General features: G+C 33.3%; 19 protein-coding genes and 1 pseudogene. 16 read left to right on the top strand and 4 right to left on the bottom strand.

Annotation, left to right across the window (positions count from 1 at the left end; all coding sequences use genetic code 11):
* Nucleotides 1-102: 102 nt before the first annotated feature.
* Nucleotides 103-414: pseudogene (locus ACNQF8_RS08410) on the bottom strand (erythromycin esterase family protein).
* A gap of 11 nt (nucleotides 415-425) precedes the next feature.
* On the bottom strand, nucleotides 426-590 hold the full coding sequence (locus ACNQF8_RS08405; RefSeq protein ID WP_417952013.1) for a hypothetical protein: 165 nt from the start codon (nucleotides 588-590) through the stop codon (nucleotides 426-428).
* Nucleotides 591-1017: 427 nt separating this feature from the next.
* Between ACNQF8_RS08405 and eno the strand changes: the two genes are divergently transcribed.
* The 4 genes from eno to ctlX all read left to right on the top strand — a co-directional run bounded on the left by eno (nucleotide 1018) and on the right by ctlX (nucleotide 5739).
* Entirely contained in the window at nucleotides 1018-2310 is a 1293-nt protein-coding gene (eno, locus tag ACNQF8_RS08400; protein WP_315211488.1) for a phosphopyruvate hydratase, read from the top strand.
* Nucleotides 2311-2465: 155 nt separating this feature from the next.
* The gene (locus tag ACNQF8_RS08395; RefSeq protein ID WP_417952012.1) at nucleotides 2466-3749 is read left to right on the top strand and encodes a citrate synthase; all 1284 of its coding nucleotides are present in this window, start codon (nucleotides 2466-2468) and stop codon (nucleotides 3747-3749) included.
* A 64-nt stretch (nucleotides 3750-3813) separates the two neighbouring features.
* Entirely contained in the window at nucleotides 3814-4728 is a 915-nt protein-coding gene (locus tag ACNQF8_RS08390; RefSeq protein WP_417953243.1) for a dimethylarginine dimethylaminohydrolase family protein, read from the top strand.
* A gap of 75 nt (nucleotides 4729-4803) precedes the next feature.
* Entirely contained in the window at nucleotides 4804-5739 is a 936-nt protein-coding gene (gene ctlX / locus ACNQF8_RS08385) for a citrulline utilization hydrolase CtlX (RefSeq protein WP_417953242.1), read from the top strand.
* Nucleotides 5740-5800: 61 nt separating this feature from the next.
* Here the strand turns inward: ctlX and ACNQF8_RS08380 are convergent, their stop codons facing one another.
* Complete coding sequence (locus ACNQF8_RS08380; protein ID WP_315211482.1) at nucleotides 5801-6430, bottom strand: MarC family NAAT transporter; 630 nt, start codon at nucleotides 6428-6430, stop codon at nucleotides 5801-5803.
* A 147-nt stretch (nucleotides 6431-6577) separates the two neighbouring features.
* Here ACNQF8_RS08380 and ACNQF8_RS08375 point away from each other — a divergent pair, with 147 nt between their 5' ends.
* Nucleotides 6578-6943 (top strand): CoA-binding protein, encoded by a 366-nt coding sequence (locus ACNQF8_RS08375; protein WP_417952083.1) that lies wholly within the window; start codon nucleotides 6578-6580, stop codon nucleotides 6941-6943.
* Between the two features lie 110 nt (nucleotides 6944-7053).
* Here ACNQF8_RS08375 and ACNQF8_RS08370 read toward each other — a convergent pair whose 3' ends face one another.
* Complete coding sequence (locus tag ACNQF8_RS08370) at nucleotides 7054-8562, bottom strand: sodium:solute symporter (RefSeq protein ID WP_417953278.1); 1509 nt, start codon at nucleotides 8560-8562, stop codon at nucleotides 7054-7056.
* 99 nt (nucleotides 8563-8661) lie between these two features.
* Here ACNQF8_RS08370 and recR point away from each other — a divergent pair, with 99 nt between their 5' ends.
* The 11 genes from recR to gmd all read left to right on the top strand — a co-directional run bounded on the left by recR (nucleotide 8662) and on the right by gmd (nucleotide 21591).
* Nucleotides 8662-9282 carry a recombination mediator RecR gene (gene recR / locus ACNQF8_RS08365; RefSeq protein ID WP_417952008.1) on the top strand — a complete coding sequence of 207 codons (621 nt, stop codon included), beginning with the start codon at nucleotides 8662-8664 and terminating at the stop codon, nucleotides 9280-9282.
* Nucleotides 9283-9353: 71 nt separating this feature from the next.
* Nucleotides 9354-10145, top strand: a complete 792-nt coding sequence (locus ACNQF8_RS08360; protein WP_417952007.1) for a polysaccharide biosynthesis/export family protein — start codon at nucleotides 9354-9356, stop codon at nucleotides 10143-10145.
* 15 nt (nucleotides 10146-10160) lie between these two features.
* Complete coding sequence (locus tag ACNQF8_RS08355) at nucleotides 10161-12629, top strand: polysaccharide biosynthesis tyrosine autokinase (RefSeq protein WP_417952006.1); 2469 nt, start codon at nucleotides 10161-10163, stop codon at nucleotides 12627-12629.
* Between the two features lie 24 nt (nucleotides 12630-12653).
* Nucleotides 12654-13637 (top strand): SDR family oxidoreductase, encoded by a 984-nt coding sequence (locus ACNQF8_RS08350; protein WP_417953241.1) that lies wholly within the window; start codon nucleotides 12654-12656, stop codon nucleotides 13635-13637.
* Nucleotides 13638-13697: 60 nt separating this feature from the next.
* Nucleotides 13698-15089, top strand: coding sequence for a UDP-glucose 6-dehydrogenase (locus tag ACNQF8_RS08345; protein WP_417952004.1), 1392 nt, complete (start codon nucleotides 13698-13700; stop codon nucleotides 15087-15089).
* A 154-nt stretch (nucleotides 15090-15243) separates the two neighbouring features.
* Complete coding sequence (locus ACNQF8_RS08340) at nucleotides 15244-15708, top strand: UpxY family transcription antiterminator (RefSeq protein ID WP_417952003.1); 465 nt, start codon at nucleotides 15244-15246, stop codon at nucleotides 15706-15708.
* Nucleotides 15709-16260: 552 nt separating this feature from the next.
* Complete coding sequence (locus ACNQF8_RS08335; RefSeq protein ID WP_417952002.1) at nucleotides 16261-17544, top strand: nucleotide sugar dehydrogenase; 1284 nt, start codon at nucleotides 16261-16263, stop codon at nucleotides 17542-17544.
* A 65-nt stretch (nucleotides 17545-17609) separates the two neighbouring features.
* A complete protein-coding gene (locus ACNQF8_RS08330) occupies nucleotides 17610-18617 on the top strand; it encodes a mannose-1-phosphate guanylyltransferase (protein WP_417952001.1) in 1008 nt (335 codons plus the stop codon).
* A gap of 7 nt (nucleotides 18618-18624) precedes the next feature.
* The gene (locus ACNQF8_RS08325; protein WP_417952000.1) at nucleotides 18625-19575 is read left to right on the top strand and encodes a GDP-L-fucose synthase family protein; all 951 of its coding nucleotides are present in this window, start codon (nucleotides 18625-18627) and stop codon (nucleotides 19573-19575) included.
* Between the two features lie 284 nt (nucleotides 19576-19859).
* Nucleotides 19860-20096, top strand: a complete 237-nt coding sequence (locus ACNQF8_RS08320; RefSeq protein ID WP_417951999.1) for a four helix bundle protein — start codon at nucleotides 19860-19862, stop codon at nucleotides 20094-20096.
* A gap of 409 nt (nucleotides 20097-20505) precedes the next feature.
* Complete coding sequence (gene gmd / locus ACNQF8_RS08315) at nucleotides 20506-21591, top strand: GDP-mannose 4,6-dehydratase (RefSeq protein WP_417953240.1); 1086 nt, start codon at nucleotides 20506-20508, stop codon at nucleotides 21589-21591.
* The last annotated feature ends 292 nt before the right edge of the window (nucleotides 21592-21883 follow it).

Below are 21883 nucleotides of genomic sequence, written 5' to 3'. Positions count from 1 at the left end.
CACAATTCTGGAACATAGGAAGAGGTTCTGGTATAAAATTACCTTTCGTCTTTATTGTAGGGTACAAAACATTTTATGGTAGTTTTTGCAGTAGCGAGTGCTTTAGGATTTTTTTTTTTTTTTTTCTAAATAATGAATGACCGAATTCATAGATTCTCTGAAACTGTATACGTCCAATCCGTAAATCCCTATTCTTTTATCAGCTGATAAGCTTTCGTTATAAACCTTGAGCCAGTGTATGTATGCTATAGTTTCCAAATTTGCCCAAATCTAATTTGCTCATCTTTTAAACTCATTCATAACACTTAAGATATCTTTCCCAGAATCTAAATATCCTTAGACATATCGATTTAAACGATAGCAATCCGGCCAATCTTCTTCGACTCCTACAAATGAGAATCTTTTTTCTTGAATGAGTCGTTCTGTTATTTTAGCTCTCCATGTATAATATTCATGCGTACCATGGAGCCTTCAACTAAAAGAGCATATTTTGCATCTCCTATATATTCAAATAATGGGTTTAAATCTTCTGTATTTTCTAATATGGAAGCCGTTTTATTCAATAATGCTACAATTTCACTAGAATTCATTAAATTGTTAAGGTTCTATAAAGCTTCCATCACATTTTTATTTTTCAATTTAGAAATTGAATTATCAAAATTGCTAACCAAGAATTATGTAATAGTAATTGAGTTTTTTCTTTTAAAAAAAATAATATAAAATTAAGTTATATAATTGATATTCAGTATGTTTAAATTATTTATTTGTTAAAAATAATTTGTGTTGAGATGAAATTAATATCATTAAGTTTTAGTACATGTGAGATACGTTTCTTTAATTAGATTTCAATGGAATTGAAAAAAAATAACAGATAATGTAAAAATAAATTCTTAAATTAGCTTAAATGTTTTGTTTGTCAAAAAATTATAACGTTTTCGTTAATAACATTCATTATTTTCATAAAATCATTCCAAAAGATAGAATATATTTGTATTTTAAAATTTAAAATTTTAGTATATGAGTATTATTATCAAAATTCACGCAAGACAAATTTTCGATTCAAGAGGAAATCCTACAATAGAAGTAGATGTAATTACAGACAATGGTGTTTTAGGAAGAGCAGCTGTACCATCTGGAGCTTCAACTGGAGAACATGAAGCAGTTGAGTTACGTGATGGAGGAAAAGCATTTCTTGGAAAAGGAGTTTTGAATGCTGTGAAAAATGTGAATACCATTATTTCTGAAGAACTTGTTGGTGTTTCAGTTTTCGAACAAAATCTAATTGATCAAATGATGATCGATTTAGATGGCACTCCAAATAAATCAAACTTAGGGGCAAATGCAATTTTAGGTGTTTCACTAGCTGTAGCTAAAGCTGCTGCTAATGAGTTAGGATTGCCATTATACAGATACGTAGGTGGTGTTTCTGCAAACACATTACCAGTACCAATGATGAATATTATCAATGGAGGATCACATTCTGATGCGCCTATCGCTTTTCAAGAATTCATGATTTTCCCTGTGAAAGCAACTTCTTTCTCACATGCAATGCAAATGGGAACTGAAATTTTTCACAGCTTGAAAAAAGTGTTGCATGATAGAGGGCTTTCGACTGCAGTAGGTGATGAAGGTGGGTTTGCGCCAAATCTAGCTGGAGGAACTGAAGATGCCTTAGATACTATCAAAAAAGCTGTTGAAACTGCAGGATATACTTTTGGAGATGAAATCATGATTGCTTTGGATTGTGCTTCTGCTGAGTTTTACGTTAATGGAAAATACGATTATTCTAAATTTGAAGGAGAAACAGGTAAAGTTAGGTCTTCTGCTGAGCAAGTAGAATATTTAGCTGAATTAGTAGCAAAATACCCTATTATCTCTATTGAAGATGGAATGGATGAAAATGACTGGGATGGATGGAAATTGCTTACGGAGAAAATTGGTGATAAAGTACAATTAGTAGGAGATGATTTGTTCGTGACTAATGTAGAGCGTTTGTCTACAGGTATCGAAAAAGGAATCGCTAATTCAATCCTTATTAAAGTAAACCAAATTGGAACTTTGACAGAAACTATTGCAGCTGTTAATATGGCTAAAAATGCAGGTTATACTTCAGTAATGTCACACCGTTCAGGAGAGACAGAAGATAATACAATTGCAGATTTAGCAGTAGCTTTGAACTGTGGTCAAATTAAGACAGGTTCAGCTTCTCGTTCTGATCGTATGGCTAAATACAATCAATTGTTAAGAATTGAGGAAGAATTAGGAAATACAGCTTACTTTCCTGGTAAAAACGCTTTCAAAATAAAATAATTCTTACGAATTTTATTAGTAAAGCCATTCACCTAGTGTGAGTGGCTTTTTTTTGTAATATTTAACAATTTCATTGTGTTATTCTCTTTTTAATTAGTGTTTAATTCCTTAGATTTGAGAAATTATTATTTTAAAAGTTTATTTTCAATTATATTATGTCAAAAATAGCAACATTAGAAATTGATGGTAAAAAATTTGAACTGCCGATCATTGTAGGAAGTGAAAATGAAGTTGCCATTGATATTAACAAATTACGTGATTTATCAGGTGTAATTACACTTGATCCAGGTTATAAAAATTCAGGATCTTGTAAAAGTGATATTACTTTTTTAGATGGAGAGCTTGGAATCCTTCGATACAGAGGATATTCAATTGAGGATTTAGCTGAAAAAGCAGATTTTCTAGAAGTATCATACCTTTTAATTTTTGGAGAGCTGCCTACTGTTGATCAGTTAGCGCAATTTGAAACAGATATTAGAAAATACACTTTGGTCAATGAAGAAATGAAAAACATCATTGATGGTTTTCCTAAAACAGCTCATCCAATGGGTGTTTTAGCTGCGTTGACAAGTGCATTAACAGCATTTAACCCAAAATCGGTTAATGTTGAGAATGAGAAAGAAATGTATGAGGCTGTGTGTAAAACTATGGGTAAATTCTTAGTTATAGCAACTTGGACTTATAGAAAAAGCATGGGCTATCCTTTAAATTATTATGATAATACAAAAGGATATGTAGAAAACTTCATGCGTTTAATGTTTGAATTACCTACAGAACCTTACACTGCAAATCCTGTAGTTATAGATGCATTGGATAAATTGTTTATTCTTCACGGAGATCATGAGCAAAACTGTTCTACCTCTACAGTTAGAATGGTTGGATCTTCTCACGCAGGATTATTTGCTTCTATTTCGGCTGGAGTTTCTGCACTTTGGGGGCCATTACATGGAGGAGCAAATCAAGCAGTTCTTGAGATGTTAGAAGAAATCCATAGAAATGGCGGTGATGCGGATAAATATATGGCTAAAGCTAAAGATAAAAATGATCCTTTCCGTTTAATGGGGTTTGGTCATAGAGTCTACAAGAATTTTGATCCAAGAGCAAAAATCATCAAAAAAGCAGCCAATGAAGTTTTAGCAACATTAGGAGTTGAAGACCCAATTCTTGCTATTGCTAAGAAACTGGAAGAAGCAGCTTTAGAAGATGAATATTTCAAGTCAAGAAATTTATATCCTAATGTAGATTTCTATTCTGGAATTATTTATAGGGCTTTAGGAATTCCTACAGATATGTTTACTGTAATGTTCGCCATAGGTCGTTTGCCGGGTTGGATTGCACAATGGAAAGAAATGCGTGAAAATAAGGAGCCTATCGGAAGGCCAAGACAAGTTTATACTGGTCACCCTTTGAGGGATTTTGTACCAACAGATAAAAGATAAAATCAGTTTAAAAAGCTTCACTAATTAGTGGAGCTTTTTTTATATTTGCCAAAAGCTAAAATGCATGTTAGAGTTAAATGTAAAGAATGAAACATCAAGACTTAGAGCAGTAGTTCTGGGTTCAGCAGTTAATAATGGACCTACGCCAAAGGTTGAAGAGGCCTATGATCCAAAATCATTAGAGCATATTTTAGCAGGTACCTATCCAATCGAGAAAGATATGGTGCATGAAATGGAAGCATTTGCTAGCGTGTTGAAAAAGTATAATGTGACTGTTTATCGTCCCGAAATGATTGAAAATTACAATCAGATATTCACCAGAGACATTGGTTTCGTGATTGATGATGTTTTTGTAAAATCGAATATTTTGCCAGAGAGAGAACGGGAACTAGATGCAATCCAATATATAATTGACCAAATTAATCCTAAAAAAGTAGTTCGCCCTCCAGATGAAGTTCATATAGAAGGTGGTGACGTCATGTTGTGGAACGTTTATATTTTTATTGGAACCTACAAAGGAAGTGACTACAAAGATTATATTACCGCAAGAACAAATGTGCAAGGAGTTCAGTATATTAGGGATTTATTTCCAGATAAAATTGTAAAAGAATTTGATCTGGTAAAATCTAAAATTGAAGCTCGTGATAACGCTTTACATTTGGATTGTTGTTTTCAGCCTGTTGGGAATGACAAAGGAATTATCTACAAAAATGGTTTTCGTGAAGAAGCAGATTATTTGTTTCTGGTAAATCTTTTTGGAAAAGAAAATTTATTTCACATTACCAGAGAAGAGATGTACAATATGAATTCTAATGTTTTTTCTATTGATACTAACGTTGTCGTTTCAGAAAGAAATTTTACCAGACTTAACAATTGGTTGCGTGCAAATGGTTTTGTCGTAGAGGAAATTCTATATGCAGAAATTGCAAAACAAGAAGGATTGTTGCGGTGTTCTACTTTGCCTTTAATTAGAGAATAAATATTTGTTTAAGGTTTAAAGCTTAATGGTACTCAACATTAAGCTTTAAACTATTAAACTTTAAACTAAAAATATATGAAACAAACAACAAATTCCATATTGATGATTCGTCCGGTTGCGTTTAGAATGAACGAACAAACGGCAGTAAATAATTATTATCAAAAAGTATTAGACGGACTTTTGCCTGCAACGGTAAATGCCAAAGCGCAACAAGAGTTTGATGCTTTTGTCGAAAAACTAACAGCAGTTGGTGTTGATGTTACGGTAGTCGATGATACGTTGAATCCAGATACTCCAGATAGTATTTTTCCAAACAACTGGATTTCTTTTCACGAGAATGGTGATGTAGCTTTATATCCAATGTTTGCTGAAAATCGTCGTCAAGAACGTCGCGAAGAGATTTTAGATTTACTGGAAGAAAAAGGTTTTGTGATTCATAATATTATAGACTACACTTCCGCTGAAGAAGATGGATTTTTCTTAGAAGGAACAGGGAGTTTACTTTTAGACAGAGCCAACGCTAAAGCGTATTGCGCATTATCTCCCAGAGCGGATGAAGAATTATTTATCGAATTCTGTGAGGATTTTGATTATGCACCAGTAATTTTTGAAGCTTTTCAAACGGTTGATTCAGAGCGAAAACTGATTTACCACACCAATGTGATGATGTGTTTGGGAGAAACTTTTGCAGTAATTTGCTCGGATTGTATCGATGATAAAAAAGAACGCAAAATGGTTTTGGACAATCTGAAAGAAAACGGAAAAGAAATCATTTTGATTACCGAAGCTCAAATGAACAATTTTGCGGGGAATATGCTTGAAGTTCGCGGAGCAAATGACAAACGATATTTGGTTATGAGTGCGGCAGCTCATCAAAGTTTGACTCCAAAACAGATGGAACAATTAGAAAAACATGCTGAAATTTTGAGTTCGAGTCTGGATACTATAGAAGCTTGTGGTGGAGGAAGCGCCAGATGTATGATGGCAGAGATTTTCTTGCCTAGAAATTAAAAAAAGAAAACCGGATACGATTTCAAATCATATCCGGTTTTTTTTTAGTTGTAATTTGAATTTATGAGAGATTCCCTTTTATGATATTGATAATAGCACTTACAATATATTGAATTCCTATTGCAATTACGATGAAACCCACAATCCTTGAGATAGCAATAATTCCGGAAGCTCCAAGTATTTTTGCTAAATAATGAGCGCTTTTTAGAATAAGAAAAATGGTTACAGCAATGGCAAGAATAGCAATTGAAGATATAATTATCTCCATAGTTGTATTGTGTTCCTGATAAAAAGCAATAAGTAAAGAAATAGATCCAGGACCAGCAAGCATAGGAATTGCAAGTGGAGTTAAAGCGATATCATTTCTTTGTTGCGCATCAGTTTCTGCTTTTTTATTAATACCTCGTTTCTTAGTGAATTTTCCAGAAAGCAATGAAAAACCAGAACTTACTATAATGATTCCGCCTGCAATTCGTAGTGCATCAATACTGATTCCAAAAAAAAGTAATACATATTGTCCAATAAAAAACGAGACGATAAGAATAATAAATACATTTATCGCCGTCCATAAAGAAATTCTGGAACGTTCCTTTTTAGTGTCATTTTGTGTAAGTCCTACGAAAATAGGAACGGTACCAATAGGATTTAATACCGAAAAAAGTGCAACAAACAGATAAATAAATAGATCCATATTTTATTTTTAAGATTGTAAAAATACTCTTTTTTTACTTTTTAATGTTAGGGTAATGTTTTTTCTTACTTTTATAACTAAACCTAATAATTGCTAAACTCATGGGCCTTTTTTCATTACTTTTGCAAAAGATAATTATAGAAAATGATAAAAAATAAAAAAACGCTAGTTCTTGGCGCCTCAACAAAACCAGCTAGATATTCTTTTATGGCAATTGAAAAATTGGTTGAAAAAGGGCATTCTGTTCTTGCCATCGGTCAAAACGCAGGAGAAGTAGCTGGAATAAAAATCCAGACTAAAGCTGTCCCGCTAAAAAATATTGACACGGTCACTCTTTACCTAAATCCTTTGCGTCAACGTGATTACTATAATTATATCGTTGAAGCACAGCCAAAACGTGTTGTTTTTAATCCAGGAACTGAGAATCCGGAGTTCTATCAATTGTTGAAATTAAATGATATTAAAGTCGATATAGCTTGTACGCTGGTTATGTTGGCAACAAATCAATATTAATTTTTAGGAGCTATTCCAGCTATACGCTATATCTTTTCTTGTGCCGTTAAAAAAAAAACGGAACAAGAAAAGGATGCCGCTGCATCCCGAAACTTCGGGATGGGCAAAAACTAAAACCGCGTTTCAGATGTGGCATTTTTGCTAATCAACAACAATCCAAGAAAAGTGATTAGCCCGTTTACGATTATCAATTCGTTATCGAAAACATATCCAAAAAATAATGACTTCGAATTTTCGCTGATAAAGTAAGTTACAGCAGGAGATAATAAGCAAATGACAGGAACAAATTTGTCTTTCACCGTTTTTGATTTTACAAATAATCCAAAACAATATAATCCCAAAAGCGGTCCATATGTATAGGAAGCCACTCTGAAAATCATTCCCACTACAGAACTGTCATTAATAGCATTAAAAAATATTATCACCAAAAACATTAAGAACGAAAAGGCAATATGAACAAAATGTCTGGTTCGTACTACATTTGGTTTGTTTAAATTTTCGGCTTTATCCATTCCTAAAAAATCCACACAAAACGAAGTCGTTAACGCTGTCAGTGCGGAATCCGTTGTTGCAAATGTGGCTGCGGTTAATCCTAACAAGAAAATAACCGAAGGGATTAATGTCAAATGATTAAAGGCAATTTCTGGGAAAAGCAAATCGGTTCTGGGTTTTCCGGTGACTAAATCCGTCGGCACTTCAATTCCGTTTTTAGTAGCATAAATATAAAGTAAAGCGCCTACGCTTAGGAAAAAGATATTGATGGCTACAAATATTCCGGTAAACGTAAACATGTTTTTTTGTGCTTCGCCAATATTTTTGCAGCTTAAGTTTTTCTGCATTAAATCCTGATCTAAACCTACCATAGCTATGGTTACAAAAATACCTCCCAGAATTTGTTTTACAAAATGAAACTTACTCGACACAAAATCCTCAAAGAAAAACACTTTAGAATAATTGCTGTTTTTTACTGTTTCAAAAGCTTCAAAAATATTCAAATTTAAACTTCGGCAAATAAAGAAAATTGTCAAAAAGACAGAAGATACTAGGAAAAAGGTTTGTAAAGTGTCAGTAATAATAATGGTCTTCAATCCGCCTCGATACGTGTAAGCAAATATCAAAGCCAACGAAATTAAAACCGTAACGGCAAATGGGATTCCGTAATAGTCAAAAACAAAACGTTGTAAAACAATCACAACAAGATATAGTCTGAAGGCAGATCCAATTGTTCTGCTAATCAAGAAAATAGTTGCGGCAGTTTTATAGGAGTAAATTCCTAATCGATGTTCAATGTAACCATAAATCGAAGTTAGATTCATCCGATAATACAGCGGCAGCAATACTTTTGCAATAATGACGAAACCAATAGCATTACCTAAGACAAACTGAAAATATTTGAATTGCTCTCCATTTGGTGAGCCTACTTCACCCGGAACCGAAATAAAAGTCACCCCTGAAAGGGCCGTTCCAATCATGCCAAAAGCTACCAAATACCATTTGGAATTTTTATTGGCTTTAAAAAAAGCATCATTTCCGCTGTCTTTTTTGCTTACGGTATGAGAGATGTAAAATAAAATTCCAAAATAAACGATTATAAGTATTAGAATGGTGCTGGGAGTCATTTTGTATAAATATTGTTTGGACCAAATTACATAAATTATCTTCAAATTTTCAAATTATCTATCCCGAACGTTCGGGACAAATTAACTACTTTTGCTGTTATGGAATTTTCTTCAAAACTTATAGAAAAAGCAGTTAACGAAATGTCTCAATTGCCGGGAATTGGTAAACGAACGGCACTTCGATTGGTGCTACATTTGCTAAAACAGCCAAAAGAACAAACTGGTTTTTTATCTCAGGCCTTACTTGCTATGCGTGAAGATATTAAGTATTGCAGCAGCTGTCATAATATTTCGGATAATCTGTTATGTGAAATTTGTGCTAACCAGAGCAGAAATCACCAAATCATTTGTATTGTCGAGGATATTCGCGATGTTATGGCAATTGAAAATACGGGGCAGTTTAGGGGGATTTATCATGTTCTTGGAGGTAAAATTTCTCCTATTGACGGGGTTGGTCCCAGTCAGTTGAACATTACTACATTAGTCGAGAAAGTAAAATCGGGAAGTGTAAACGAAATAATTTTTGCTTTAAGCTCCACAATGGAGGGTGATACCACTAATTTTTACATCTACAAACAAATCGCTGATTGTGAAATAATAATATCAACAATTGCCAGAGGAATTTCGGTAGGAGATGAGCTGGAATATGCTGACGAAGTTACCTTGGGAAGAAGTATTTTGCAAAGAGTACCTTTTGAAAAGTCGTTTAAAAATAATTAATCTATTTAATGAATAGCGATGCTTTTTAAATAGTAAATGAAAAGCTATATTTGTCGTTAAAAATATTGAAAATGAGCAAGTCTGTACTCTATTTGTTGTTGTTTGTTAGTGTGTTGTTTTCTTCATGCATTTCTACTCAAGATTTAATTTATCTTCAGAAAAAAGATAATTCACAAGATAATATTGTCATTACAGCTATAGAGTCAAAACCGTATAGATTACAAACTAATGACGTTTTGAGTATCACGATAAAAGCTATTGACCCTAAATTAGTCGCTATTTTTAGTCCTTCTAATGATGGAGGTGCTGGCGGTAAATCTGAATCAGGATTGTATTTTGACGGTTTTACGGTGGATGATCATGGAAATATAAGGATCCCAGTTTTAGGAGAGTTAAATGTTATCGGTTACACGTTGGACGAAATTAGAGTTAGAGTTGAAAAGCAATTATTGGCAGAGTATTTTAATAAGGAAGCTAATATTTTTGTAACCGTTAAATTAGCAGGTTTGCGGTATACTATAAATGGAGAAATTGGGGGCCCAGGTACAAAAACAATGTTTCAAGAGCAGGTAAATATTATGGAAGCTATTGCTAATTCTGGAGATATTACTATTACTGGAGATAGAAAAGCAGTAACAGTTATGCGAAAAACGCCAACTGGTGTAGAAATGCACGATTTAGACCTCACGGATATAAATGTAATGCAATCACCTTATTACTATTTGCAGCCTAATGATTATATTTATATAAAACCACTCAAGCAAAAAACTTGGGGAACTGGAAAAACAGGAATAGAATCTTTGGGAACAATCATTACATTGTTGTCTTTAGCTACAACCACTTTTTTGCTATTAAAAAATTAAAACAGCACTCAAAAAATGTTAGATATAAAAGATTTTTCGATTTTTGAAAACCAAGTAAGCTTTGACTTTAAGGGGTTTTTAATAAAAATTGGAAGTTATTGGAAGTGGTTTTTGATAAGTTTATTAATTACTTTCACGATTGCTTATCAGGTGAATATTCGTAAAGAAAAAATTTACGGTATGGAAACACTTATTTCTGTAAAAGAAGAAAGTAATCCCCTTTTTACTTCAAATACCAGTTTAGTCTTTAATTGGGGAGGTACTTCGGATCAAGTTCAGACCATATCAACAACTTTGCAATCCAGATCTCATAATGAACTTGTTGTAGATAAATTGCAATATTATATTAGTTACTTGGTTCAAGGGGAATATAATTTAGTAGACGCTTATGGATCAGTTCCTTTTTACGTTAATATTGATAAGTCAAAAGGACAACTAGCAGGGACCTTAATAGGTATTAAGTTTATAAGTGAAAATACATATGAACTCAGAATTTCGTTTCAGAGTCAAAATGTATCTTTAATTACCTATTCTGATAATTCATACAGTAATACAGCTGTAGCAACAGGAGATTTTGTAAAAAGATATAAGGTTGGCGAAAAAGTTTCTTTGCCTTTTTTGAATTGGAAGTTACAAATAAATGAAAATCCTGGTTTCTACAAAGGAAGCGAATATTTTGTACAGTTTAACGATTTTAATGGGACTGTGTCAGGATACAAAGGTATAAGCGTAAGATCAGATGATAAAGGCGGTTCTATTATTACCTTAGGTATGCAGGGAACTAATAAAGCGAGAATGGTTGAGTATTTAAATGCAACCGTTAAAATGCTTATCAAGAGGCAGTTGGATAGTAAGAACCAGTTTGCGACCAATACAATTGCTTTTATAGACAGTACATTGGTTACGATGGAATCTCAGCTTAAGGAAACGGGGAACGAGCTAAAAAGCTTTAGAAAAGGTAAAAACATATACGATATTGAAGAAGGTGGAGCTAAATTTTCTGAAAAGATTTTGGAATTTGATGTCAAAAAAGACGAGGTTAATCGTAAAATGGCGTATTATAATTCATTAAAAGCATACTTGAAAAACAGTGTAAACTATGCTAAACTTCCCGCACCTTCAGTTGCAGGAATAGAAGATCCGAATATTGTAGTGAATGTTTCGAAGTTAATTGCCTTGTCCACTCAAAGATCTGAAATGGCTTATGCTGTAAAAAGTGATAAGATATTCAAGGATTTTGACAATCAAATGGAGGCTATCAAAAATGTTTTGTTAGAGAATATAGCTACTGCCAAAGCATCTCTTCAATATGATTTAGCTATGGTAAGCAGTAAAATAAATGAGGCTGAAAGTACTATAAAGGGACTTCCGGATGATCAGCAAGAGCTCATTAAGATTAAAAGAAAATATGATTTGAGTGATAATATTTACAGCACTTTTCTTCAAAAAAGAAGCGAAGCAGATATTGTTAAGGCGGCGAATTTATCAGATGTTCATTTTATAGATCCTGCTAAGGATGTTGGCGGAGGACTTATAGGTCCAAAAACATCAGTTAATTATGTGTTGGCTTTATTTTTGGGAATACTTTTTCCGTTGGTTTTTGTATTTGCTGTTTTCTTTATCAATAATTCGATTCAAAACGCTGAGGATATTAGTAAAATGACAAAAATTCCTTTAATAGGTGTTGTTGGAGTCAATAAAGAGAATACTAATTTAGCTGTTTATGATAAGCCAAAATCAGCCTTATCAGAATCCTTTAGAGCCATTCGTTCCTCACTTCAGTTCTTATACAAGCAACAAAATTTAGATGGAGCAAAGACCTTAATGATCACATCTTCTGTGAGTGGTGAGGGAAAAACATTTTGTTCTATAAATATCGCTACGGTATTTGCACTAAGCGAGAAAAAAACAGTTGTTATTGGTTTGGATTTAAGAAAACCAAAACTGGCAACAGAATTTAATTTGTCGAATGAAGTTGGGGTAGTAAATTATCTGATAAAGCAAAAAACGATTGACGAAATTATAAATCATACACATATTCCTTTTCTGGACGTTATTTTGTCAGGACCAATTCCGCCTAATCCTGCTGAAATGATAATGAGTCAAGGAATGGGTGAATTAATAGGCGAGTTAAAGAAAAAATACGATTATATAATATTGGATACGCCTCCAGTAGGATTAGTTTCAGATGCTTTAGAATTAGCGCAATATTGTGATGTTACCTTGTATATAGTAAGACAGAACTTTACCAAAAAAGATATGATTACGCTGTTAAACAACAGAGTGAAACGTGGAGAGTTGAATAATGCGAGTATTGTTTTAAATGGTTTGGAGAATAAAGCAAAATATGGTACTGGTTACGGATATGGTTATGGTTACGGCTATGGTTATGGAACCTATGCTAATGGATATTATGAAGAGGGTAAGACTAAAAGTATTTATCAAAGAATAGCACAGAAGATTTTGAAAAAACAAACTAAGTAATTGATTGTTTTAAAATAAAAACAGATGCAAGTAGAAACAAAAAGTTCCGTTTTAATTACAGGAGGTGCAGGGTTTATAGGTTCTAATCTTTGTGAATATTTTTTATCTAAAGGTTATAAAGTTGTTTGTTTTGATAATTTTGCAACTGGATATAGACATAATTTAAAAGACTTTATAAATCATCCTAATTTTTATTTGATAGAAGGTGATATTCGTAATGCTATTGAATGCCAAAATGCAGTACAAGGAGTAGATTATGTTTTACATCAGGCAGCTTTGGGTTCTGTACCAAGATCTATAAATGATCCAGTTACAACTAATGATGTAAATGTCTCCGGTTTTTTGAACATGTTAGTAGCATCAAGAGATGCAAAAGTGAAACGATTTATATATGCGGCAAGTTCTTCCACTTATGGAGACTCAGAAGCTTTGCCTAAAGTTGAAGCCGTAATTGGAAAACCACTGTCTCCTTATGCAATAACAAAATATGTAAATGAGCTGTATGCTGAAATATTTAGCAAAACCTATGGTTTAGAGACTATAGGGTTGCGTTATTTTAATGTTTTTGGTCGAAAGCAAGATCCTAATGGAGCATATGCAGCGGTCATTCCCAAATTTGTTATGCAATTGATGCAATTGGAAAGCCCAAAAATAAATGGAGAAGGCAATTACTCTCGTGATTTTACATACATCGATAATGTAATTCAAATGAATGAGTTGGCTATACTGACAAAAAATCCAGAGGCGATAAATACGGTATACAATACTGCTTATGGAGATAGGAATACGTTGAATAATTTAGTAGATTGTTTAAAGAACTTTTTAGCGGAATATGATCCAAAAATTACGGCAGTTGCCATAGAATATGCTCCTAATAGAGCGGGTGATATTCCACATTCTTTGGCAAGTATTGAGAAGGCTAAATTGTTATTGGGATATAATCCAAAATATTCGATGCAAGATGGATTAAAAGAAGCTGTTGCATGGTATTGGAATAATCTTAAATAATTTTTTAAGAAAAAGAATGCAGTAAATTAAAATATATTTACAAAATTAAAATTTGATTAAATGAAAATTACAAAAATTTGTTGCATTGGAGCTGGATATGTTGGAGGTCCAACGATGGCAGTTATAGCTCAAAAATGCCCGCAAATACAAGTTACGGTAGTAGACTTAAATGAAGAGCGAATTAATGCATGGAATGATGAAGATGTAAATAATATACCTATTTATGAGCCAGGTTTAAGCGAAATTGTTGCTGAAGCCAGAGGTAGAAACTTGTCTTTTTCTACTAATGTGGAAAAAGCCATAGATGAAGCCCAAATTGTTTTCATATCTGTTAATACGCCTACTAAAACCTATGGAAAAGGGAAAGGTATGGCGGCTGATTTGAAATATATTGAATTGTGTGCGAGACAAATAGCCAAAGTTGCTAAAGACAACAAAATTGTAGTAGAAAAATCGACACTTCCAGTTAGAACTGCTGAGGCTATTAAAAGTATTTTAGACAATACAGGGAATGGAGTGCAGTTTCAAATTTTATCAAATCCAGAGTTTTTAGCAGAAGGAACTGCTGTTCAGGATTTATTGAATCCTGATAGGATATTAATAGGAGGAGATTCTTCAGAAGAAGGACAAAAAGCGATTCATGCTCTTGTTGATGTATATTCAAATTGGGTAGCGGCTGAGAAAATATTGACTACTAATGTTTGGTCCTCTGAGCTATCTAAATTGACAGCGAATGCATTTTTGGCACAAAGAATTTCTTCAATTAATGCCATGTCGGAACTTTGTGAAAAAACTGGGGCAGATGTAAATGAAGTGGCGAAGGCTATAGGAATGGATAGCAGAATAGGTTCGAAATTTCTTAAAGCTTCTGTTGGATTTGGGGGTTCTTGTTTTCAAAAAGACATATTGAATTTAGTTTACATAGCCAAATCGTATGGATTACATGAAGTAGCAGATTATTGGGAGCAGGTAATTATAATGAATGATCACCAGAAAAGACGTTTTTCGAACAAGATAGTTCAAACACTGTATAATACAGTTTCTGATAAAAAAATAACCTTTCTAGGTTGGGCTTTCAAAAAAGATACTAATGATACTAGAGAGTCGGCTGCTATTTATGTTGCTGATGATTTGATAAATGAACATGCAAAAATTGCTGTTTACGATCCTAAGGTGTCTAATAAAAAAATTATTGACGATTTAAATTATTTAGAAACCAGAAGTACGGAATTAAATGTTAATAGTGTCATGTCTTTTGATAATCCTTATGAGGCATGTCATAATGCTCATGCTATAGCTGTACTTACGGAATGGGATGAATTTGTTAAGTATAATTGGCAAAAAATATACGATTCTATGCAAAAACCTGCTTTTATTTTTGATGGGAGAAACTTGCTGAATGCTTCAGAATTAAGAGCTATTGGTTTTGTATATCAATCTATAGGTTCGTAAGAGAATAGATTATAATTAGGCTAGTTAGAAAGAGGTAAAAATAAAAAAGAGATAAGATAGTAATGTTGTCAAATGAATTGTAGACATATTGTCTCATGTAGAAGTTTATTCCGATTAATCACACTAAAACTAGTAGTGTAATACAAAATATAAGATGAATTGGTATGTAGTTTATACAAAGCCCAAATGGGAGAAAAAAGTTGCAGAACAATTAAAAAATAAAGGAATAGAGTGCTATTGTCCTTTGATTACACAAGTTAGACAATGGTCAGACAGAAAGAAAAAGGTAGAAGTGCCTCTATTTAATTCCTATGTTTTTGTTCAATTGCCAGATTCTGAACGGAATGCTGTGTTCCAGTCAGTAGGAGTGGTGCGTTATTTGTTTTGGTTAGGAAAACCGGCTATTGTCCGCGACGAAGAGATCAGTGTTATAAAAAAATGGCTAAATCCCTCTGAGGGTAACGAGGTTTCAGTACTTTCTTTTCAAATAGGAGATGCTATACAATTGGATTCCGGACCATTTTCTAATCAAAAAGCAATTGTGCAAGAGGTTACTAATACCCATTATGTGTTGGTTTTGGAATCGTTAGGGTGTGTCTTAAAAATGAAGTATAAATAATAGCTGTTATCACAATTTTGAGTAAGTACTATTCGATTCCTTATTTAACGTCTATATGATTTTTAAAAATGTGAAAGCCTAGCTCAATTGAGCTAGGCTTTCACATTTTTAAAATTTACATGTATTTGGAATTAGAAGTGATTTTAAATAAAAATCTGTTTGTTTCGATTAGCAAAAAAAAAGGAATTGGTGTGTTTTACATTTAGATAATTGATATGCTTTCAGTTCCATAATTTTCATTATGTGTTTAAGCTCTATAAATGCTAATTTGAAATCTCGTTTTTATGTTTTTTTATCACCAATTTAGGTGATTTTTTTTGGTAGTTTAATTAGTTTTATAGCTGCTACTTTCTGAATTTCAGCTATTTATGTATGTATTTGGTTTTTGTTGAAGCATCGTTGTGTTTTGAAGGGTAAATAATAGATAAAAAACCGGCATATTGTACCTATATTTGCCCTCTTAAATTATTCTTGTTTCAGCTCATTTCTGTGAGTATGAATTGCGAAGCAGTGTAATAAAGTTAACGATGGTTACTTATATTTATTCAAAAAATGAATTCTAATACAAAAATAGCTGTAATTGGTTTGGGTTATGTGGGGTTGCCATTGGCAAGATTGTTTGCAACCAAGCATGCTGTTGTTGGATTTGACATCAATCAATCTAGGGTTAGTTCATTAAAATCGGGAACTGATACTACATTTGAAATAGATGATGTCACGCTGCAAAAAGTGCTATTGGATGGATCAAGTAATGCTATCGGTTTATATTGCACTACTGATGTTAACGATATTGTAGATTGTAATTACTATATTGTAACAGTTCCCACTCCGGTTGATAAAAATAATCGCCCAGATTTGACCCCATTATACAGATCCAGTGAAACGGTTGGGTCAGTCTTAAAAAAAGGGGATATTGTTATTTATGAATCTACCGTTTATCCTGGGGTAACCGAGGAAGAATGTGTTCCTGTTTTAGAGCGTGTTTCTGGATTGAAATTTAATGTAGATTTTTTTGCGGGTTATTCTCCCGAAAGAATTAATCCAGGAGACAAGGAACATACAGTGGATAAAATTTTAAAAATCACTTCGGGTTCAACTTTCGAGATTGGCCAAAAAGTAAATGAATTATATAAGTCCGTTATTACTGCAGGAACTTACTTGGCACCATCTATAAAGGTTGCAGAAGCCGCCAAAGTAATAGAAAATTCTCAACGGGATATCAATATAGCTTTTGTAAACGAGTTAGCTAAAATATTCAATTTGATGAATATCGATACGCAAGCCGTTTTAGAGGCAGCAAGAACCAAATGGAATTTCCTGCCTTTTAAGCCGGGTTTAGTTGGAGGTCATTGTATAGGAGTTGATCCTTATTATTTGGCTCAAAGGGCTCAAGAGTTTGGATATCATCCTGAAATTATATTAGCCGGAAGGCGATTGAATGACAGTATGGGCGAATATGTAGCTTCTCAAGTAGTAAAGCTGATGATTAAAAAAGGAATTTCGGTTAATGGAGCGACAGTTTTGATGCTTGGAATTACTTTTAAAGAGAACTGCCCTGATGTTCGTAACACAAAAATTGTGGATGTAATAGCAGCTTTAACAGATTACGGAATTACTGTAACCACTTATGACCCTATAGCAAATCCATTAGAAGTAAAAAAAGAATACAACTTGGTTACGACAAATTTAATACCAAAGCAGCAATTTGATGCTGTAATCTTGGGAGTTGCACACCATCAATTTTTGGATTTAGACTTGTCTACATTACAAAATACTATTAGTCTATTGTATGATGTAAAAGGAGTTTTGGGTGATGCAGCTGATGGGCGGTTATAGAATATCATTAAGAAAAATAGTAGAATCAAAATAGCAATACTAAAGCAAAGATTTAAAAGTTCAGTATGGAAAATAATCATTCAATTACACATGTCATTCTTACTGGCGGAGTAGGTAGCAGATTATGGCCTTTATCTAGAAAAAGTCAACCTAAACAATATTTAGATTTGTTTGATGGTAAATCATTGTTTGAAATGACAGTAGAGCGTAATCGTAATGTTGCGAATAAAATTATGGTTGTGGGCAATATTGATAATTGCCACCTGAGCAGGAAAGTGATGGAGAAATCAAATACTCCCTATTTAGATATCGTAGAATCCACTCCAAGAAATACGGCTGCCGCAATAGCTTTTGCGGCTTTTGCTTCGGATCCAGAAGATGTTTTAATTGTAACCCCTTCTGATCACATTATTGATGCCATGGAAAATTATGAAGCAGCAATTAATGAAGCAGTGGAAAAAGCTTCCAAAGGCTATATTGTAACTTTCGGAATTGTACCCACTAAGCCTGAAATAGGATATGGTTATATTGAACGAAAAGGGGATGACGTGATTTCTTTTAGAGAAAAACCAAACCAAGTAACTGCAAAGGATTTCATAGCCAAAGGGAATTTTCTATGGAACAGTGGTATGTTTTGTTTTAAAGCTGGTGTGTTTCTGGAAGAACTACAATCTTTTCAACCAGATGTATACGAGAAATCTAAAATTGCTTGGGATAACAATAATGAAGGTACATTAGATTTACAATTGTCTCTCGAAATTCCTTCCATCAGTATTGATTATGCGGTTATGGAAAGAAGTAAAAAAATAAAAGTAGTGCCCTCTACTTTCATTTGGTCTGATTTAGGTTCTTTTGAATCGGTTTATGACTATCTTGTTTCTACTGGACATTCTGTTGATAAAAATGGAAATATGGTTATTGGAACTGATAATTATACCGCTTTTGTGGGATTGAAAAACACCATTTTTGTTTATACGGAAACGGCTAATTTAATTTTGCATAAAGATAGTTCACAAGATGTTAAGAATATTTACAATCAGTTGGAAAGAGAAAATCCAGACTTGTTGAATTAAAGAAAATATGAAGAAAGACACTAAAATTTATATAGCGGGACACAATGGTATGGTAGGCAGTGCTATTTGGCGAACATTGTCTGCAAATGGGTACACTAATTTATTGGTAGTTTCCAGTCGCGAATTGGATTTGAGAAATCAACAAGCTGTTACCGATTTTATAGCAAGCGAAAATCCGGAAGTTATTATTGATGCTGCTGCAAAAGTGGGTGGAATATTGGCAAACAATAATTATCCGTATCAATTTATTATGGAGAACATGCAAATCCAGAATAATCTAATCGATTCTGCACAGCAATCCGGTGTGGAGAAGTTTATATTTCTCGGGAGTTCTTGCATCTATCCTAAGCTAGCGCCTCAACCTTTAAAAGAGGAATACCTGCTCACGGATACTTTAGAACCTACTAACGAATGGTATGCTATTGCAAAAATTACCGGGGTAAAAGCCTGTGAAGCCATTAGAAAACAATTTGGAAAGGATTATGTAAGTCTTATGCCCACTAATCTATATGGTACGCATGATAATTTCGATTTAAATACATCACATGTTTTACCGGCCATGATGCGAAAATTTCATGAAGCTAAGGAAAACAATCATGCTCCTGTTACTTTATGGGGAAGTGGAACTCCAATGAGAGAATTTCTATTTGTAGACGATATGGCTCAAGCCGTTGTTTTTGCTTTAGAAAATAGATTGCCAGACTATTTATACAATGTGGGTACAGGAGAAGATTTGACTATAAAACAATTGGCAGAAACGATTCAAAAAATTACGGGGCATCAAGGCAAAATTATTTGGGATGCCACAAAACCAGATGGTACGCCAAGAAAATTAATGGATATTAGCAAAATGCATAATCTAGGATGGAAGCATCAAATTAATCTTGAAGAAGGAATCCAAAAAACCTATGATTGGTTCTTGGAGAATATTGATAAGTTTAAGGAAGTGAAAATGTAGAAAAGGAGTAACCGGTTAATCGTTTAACTGTTTAGAGAAAAGTTAATCGGTTAGGAAAAGTTTAACTGGTTAAGAAAGGGTTAGTTGTTTAACTGTTTAGAGAAAGGTTAATCGTTTAGGGGAAAGTTAACTGTTTAATCGATACGAAAACAATTAACCGATTAAACAAATAAGCGATTCAACATTTCAGCCAACAATTCACCAATTAAACAAATAAGCGATTAAACTTTTCAATTACCTAATAACAAACGAATAAACAATTAACCAGTTAAACAATTATCAATTTGAGCTATCATATCTATTCTTTCGAAAAATTAGAGGTATATCAACTAGCTAGAAAGTTCAAAATAGATATAAAATTGATGAGTCAAGGGTTTCCAAAAGAAGAGCGATTTGATCTAATCAGTCAAATTAATAGATCATCAGCCAGTATCTCCGCTAATTTGGCAGAGGGTTCCGGAAGATCTTCTAATTTTGATCAGGCATATTTTACTAATATGAGCTATTCAACACAGGGCTAGAAAAAATAGATCATTTGAATACCGCATTGGATATGAAGTATATTAATGAAGAGAAATATACGGTACTTCGAATAAAGCTGGATGCTATTCTAAATAAACTCAATTCACTTTATAAATATCAAATCAATAATAAGGAGACATTGAAGAAAAATGTTTAACTGTTTAGGAAAAGGGTTAACTGTTTAGGAAGAGGTTAACTGTTTAATTTTTAAAAAAAGCTTAATTATTTAATCGATACGAAAACAATTAACCGATTAAACAAATAAGCGATTCAACTCTTCATCAAACGATTAAACAATTAACCAATTAAACCTTCCAAATAAATTTCTCTTAAAAAAAATATAATAATTAGTTAATCGAGAAGCAAAACAATTAAGCAAATAATCGATTACCGTTTAAGCTAAAAAATATGAGCACTTCACAAAAAATAGCATTAGTAACAGGAATTACAGGACAAGACGGATCTTATCTGGCAGAATTATTATTAGAAAAAGGATATATGGTTCATGGTGTTAAACGCCGCGCTTCTTCTTTTAATACGCAACGTATTGATCATATCTATCAAGACCAGCATGAAGCACATGTTAATTTTAAATTGCATTATGGAGATTTGACTGACTCCACTAATATCATACGAATTATCCAGGAAGTACAGCCAGATGAAATCTATAATTTAGGGGCGATGTCACATGTAAAGGTTTCTTTTGATTCACCTGAATATGTTGCCAATGTAGATGGATTAGGAACCTTGAGGATTCTTGAGGCGGTTCGGATTTTAGGTTTAGGAAATAAAACGAGAGTGTATCAGGCTTCTACTTCTGAATTGTATGGAGGATTGGCAGAGAATAAAAATGCAGAAGGTTTTTATGACGAAAATTCTCCTTTCTACCCACGTTCACCTTATGGAGCGGCTAAGATTTATGGCTTTTGGATTACTAAAAACTACCGTGAGGCCTATAATATGTTTGCTTGCAATGGTATTCTTTTCAATCACGAATCTCCTCGACGTGGTGAAACTTTTGTAACGCGTAAAATCACGATGGCAGTAGCTGCTATTGCTAAAGGAAAGCAAGATTGTTTATACTTAGGTAACTTGAATTCTCAAAGAGACTGGGGACATGCTAAGGATTATGTAGAAGCGATGTGGCGTATTTTACAACAAGATATCCCTGAAGACTATGTCATTGCAACAGGTGTTACAACTTATATAAGAGATTTTGTAATCATGGCTTTTGCTGAGGTAGGCGTTACATTGACTTTTGACGGCGAACAAGAAAATGAAACAGCTACCGTTGCTGCTTGCAACAATCCTTTGTGTCAGTTGGAAATAGGTATGGTGGTTGTTCGTGTAGATCCTGAATATTACCGCCCTACGGAGGTTGATTTATTAATTGGAGACCCTACCAAATCTAAAACACAATTGGGTTGGAAACCACAATATGATTTAGCTGCATTGGTTAAAGAGATGGTGGCGAGTGATTTGAAATTGTATTAGATGTAGGCGGAATTATAAAAAAGAATTATAGTTCTTTGAATTATTTCGGGTAAGAATGTTAATCGATAAATCGTTTAGATAAAAGCTTCATTATTTAATTGATTAGGAAAGCATTTAACAGATTCAACTCTTCAGTAAAAAATAAACGACTAACCCTTCGATTAAAGATATGTTGTTGAGTGATCTGAGATTAATTCAGAAAAATCAGTACTTGAAAGATGAAGGATATACTACTTTGAATTATTTAAGTAAACGAGTAGGTAAAATAGATTTATAAACTAATTATTTAATA

Source organism: Flavobacterium labens, from assembly GCF_048286755.1.
In the GTDB taxonomy this organism is placed as follows: domain Bacteria; phylum Bacteroidota; class Bacteroidia; order Flavobacteriales; family Flavobacteriaceae; genus Flavobacterium.
The sequence above is the reverse complement of the archived record's forward strand: the minus strand, read 5'-3'. Positions and strand labels throughout refer to the sequence as shown.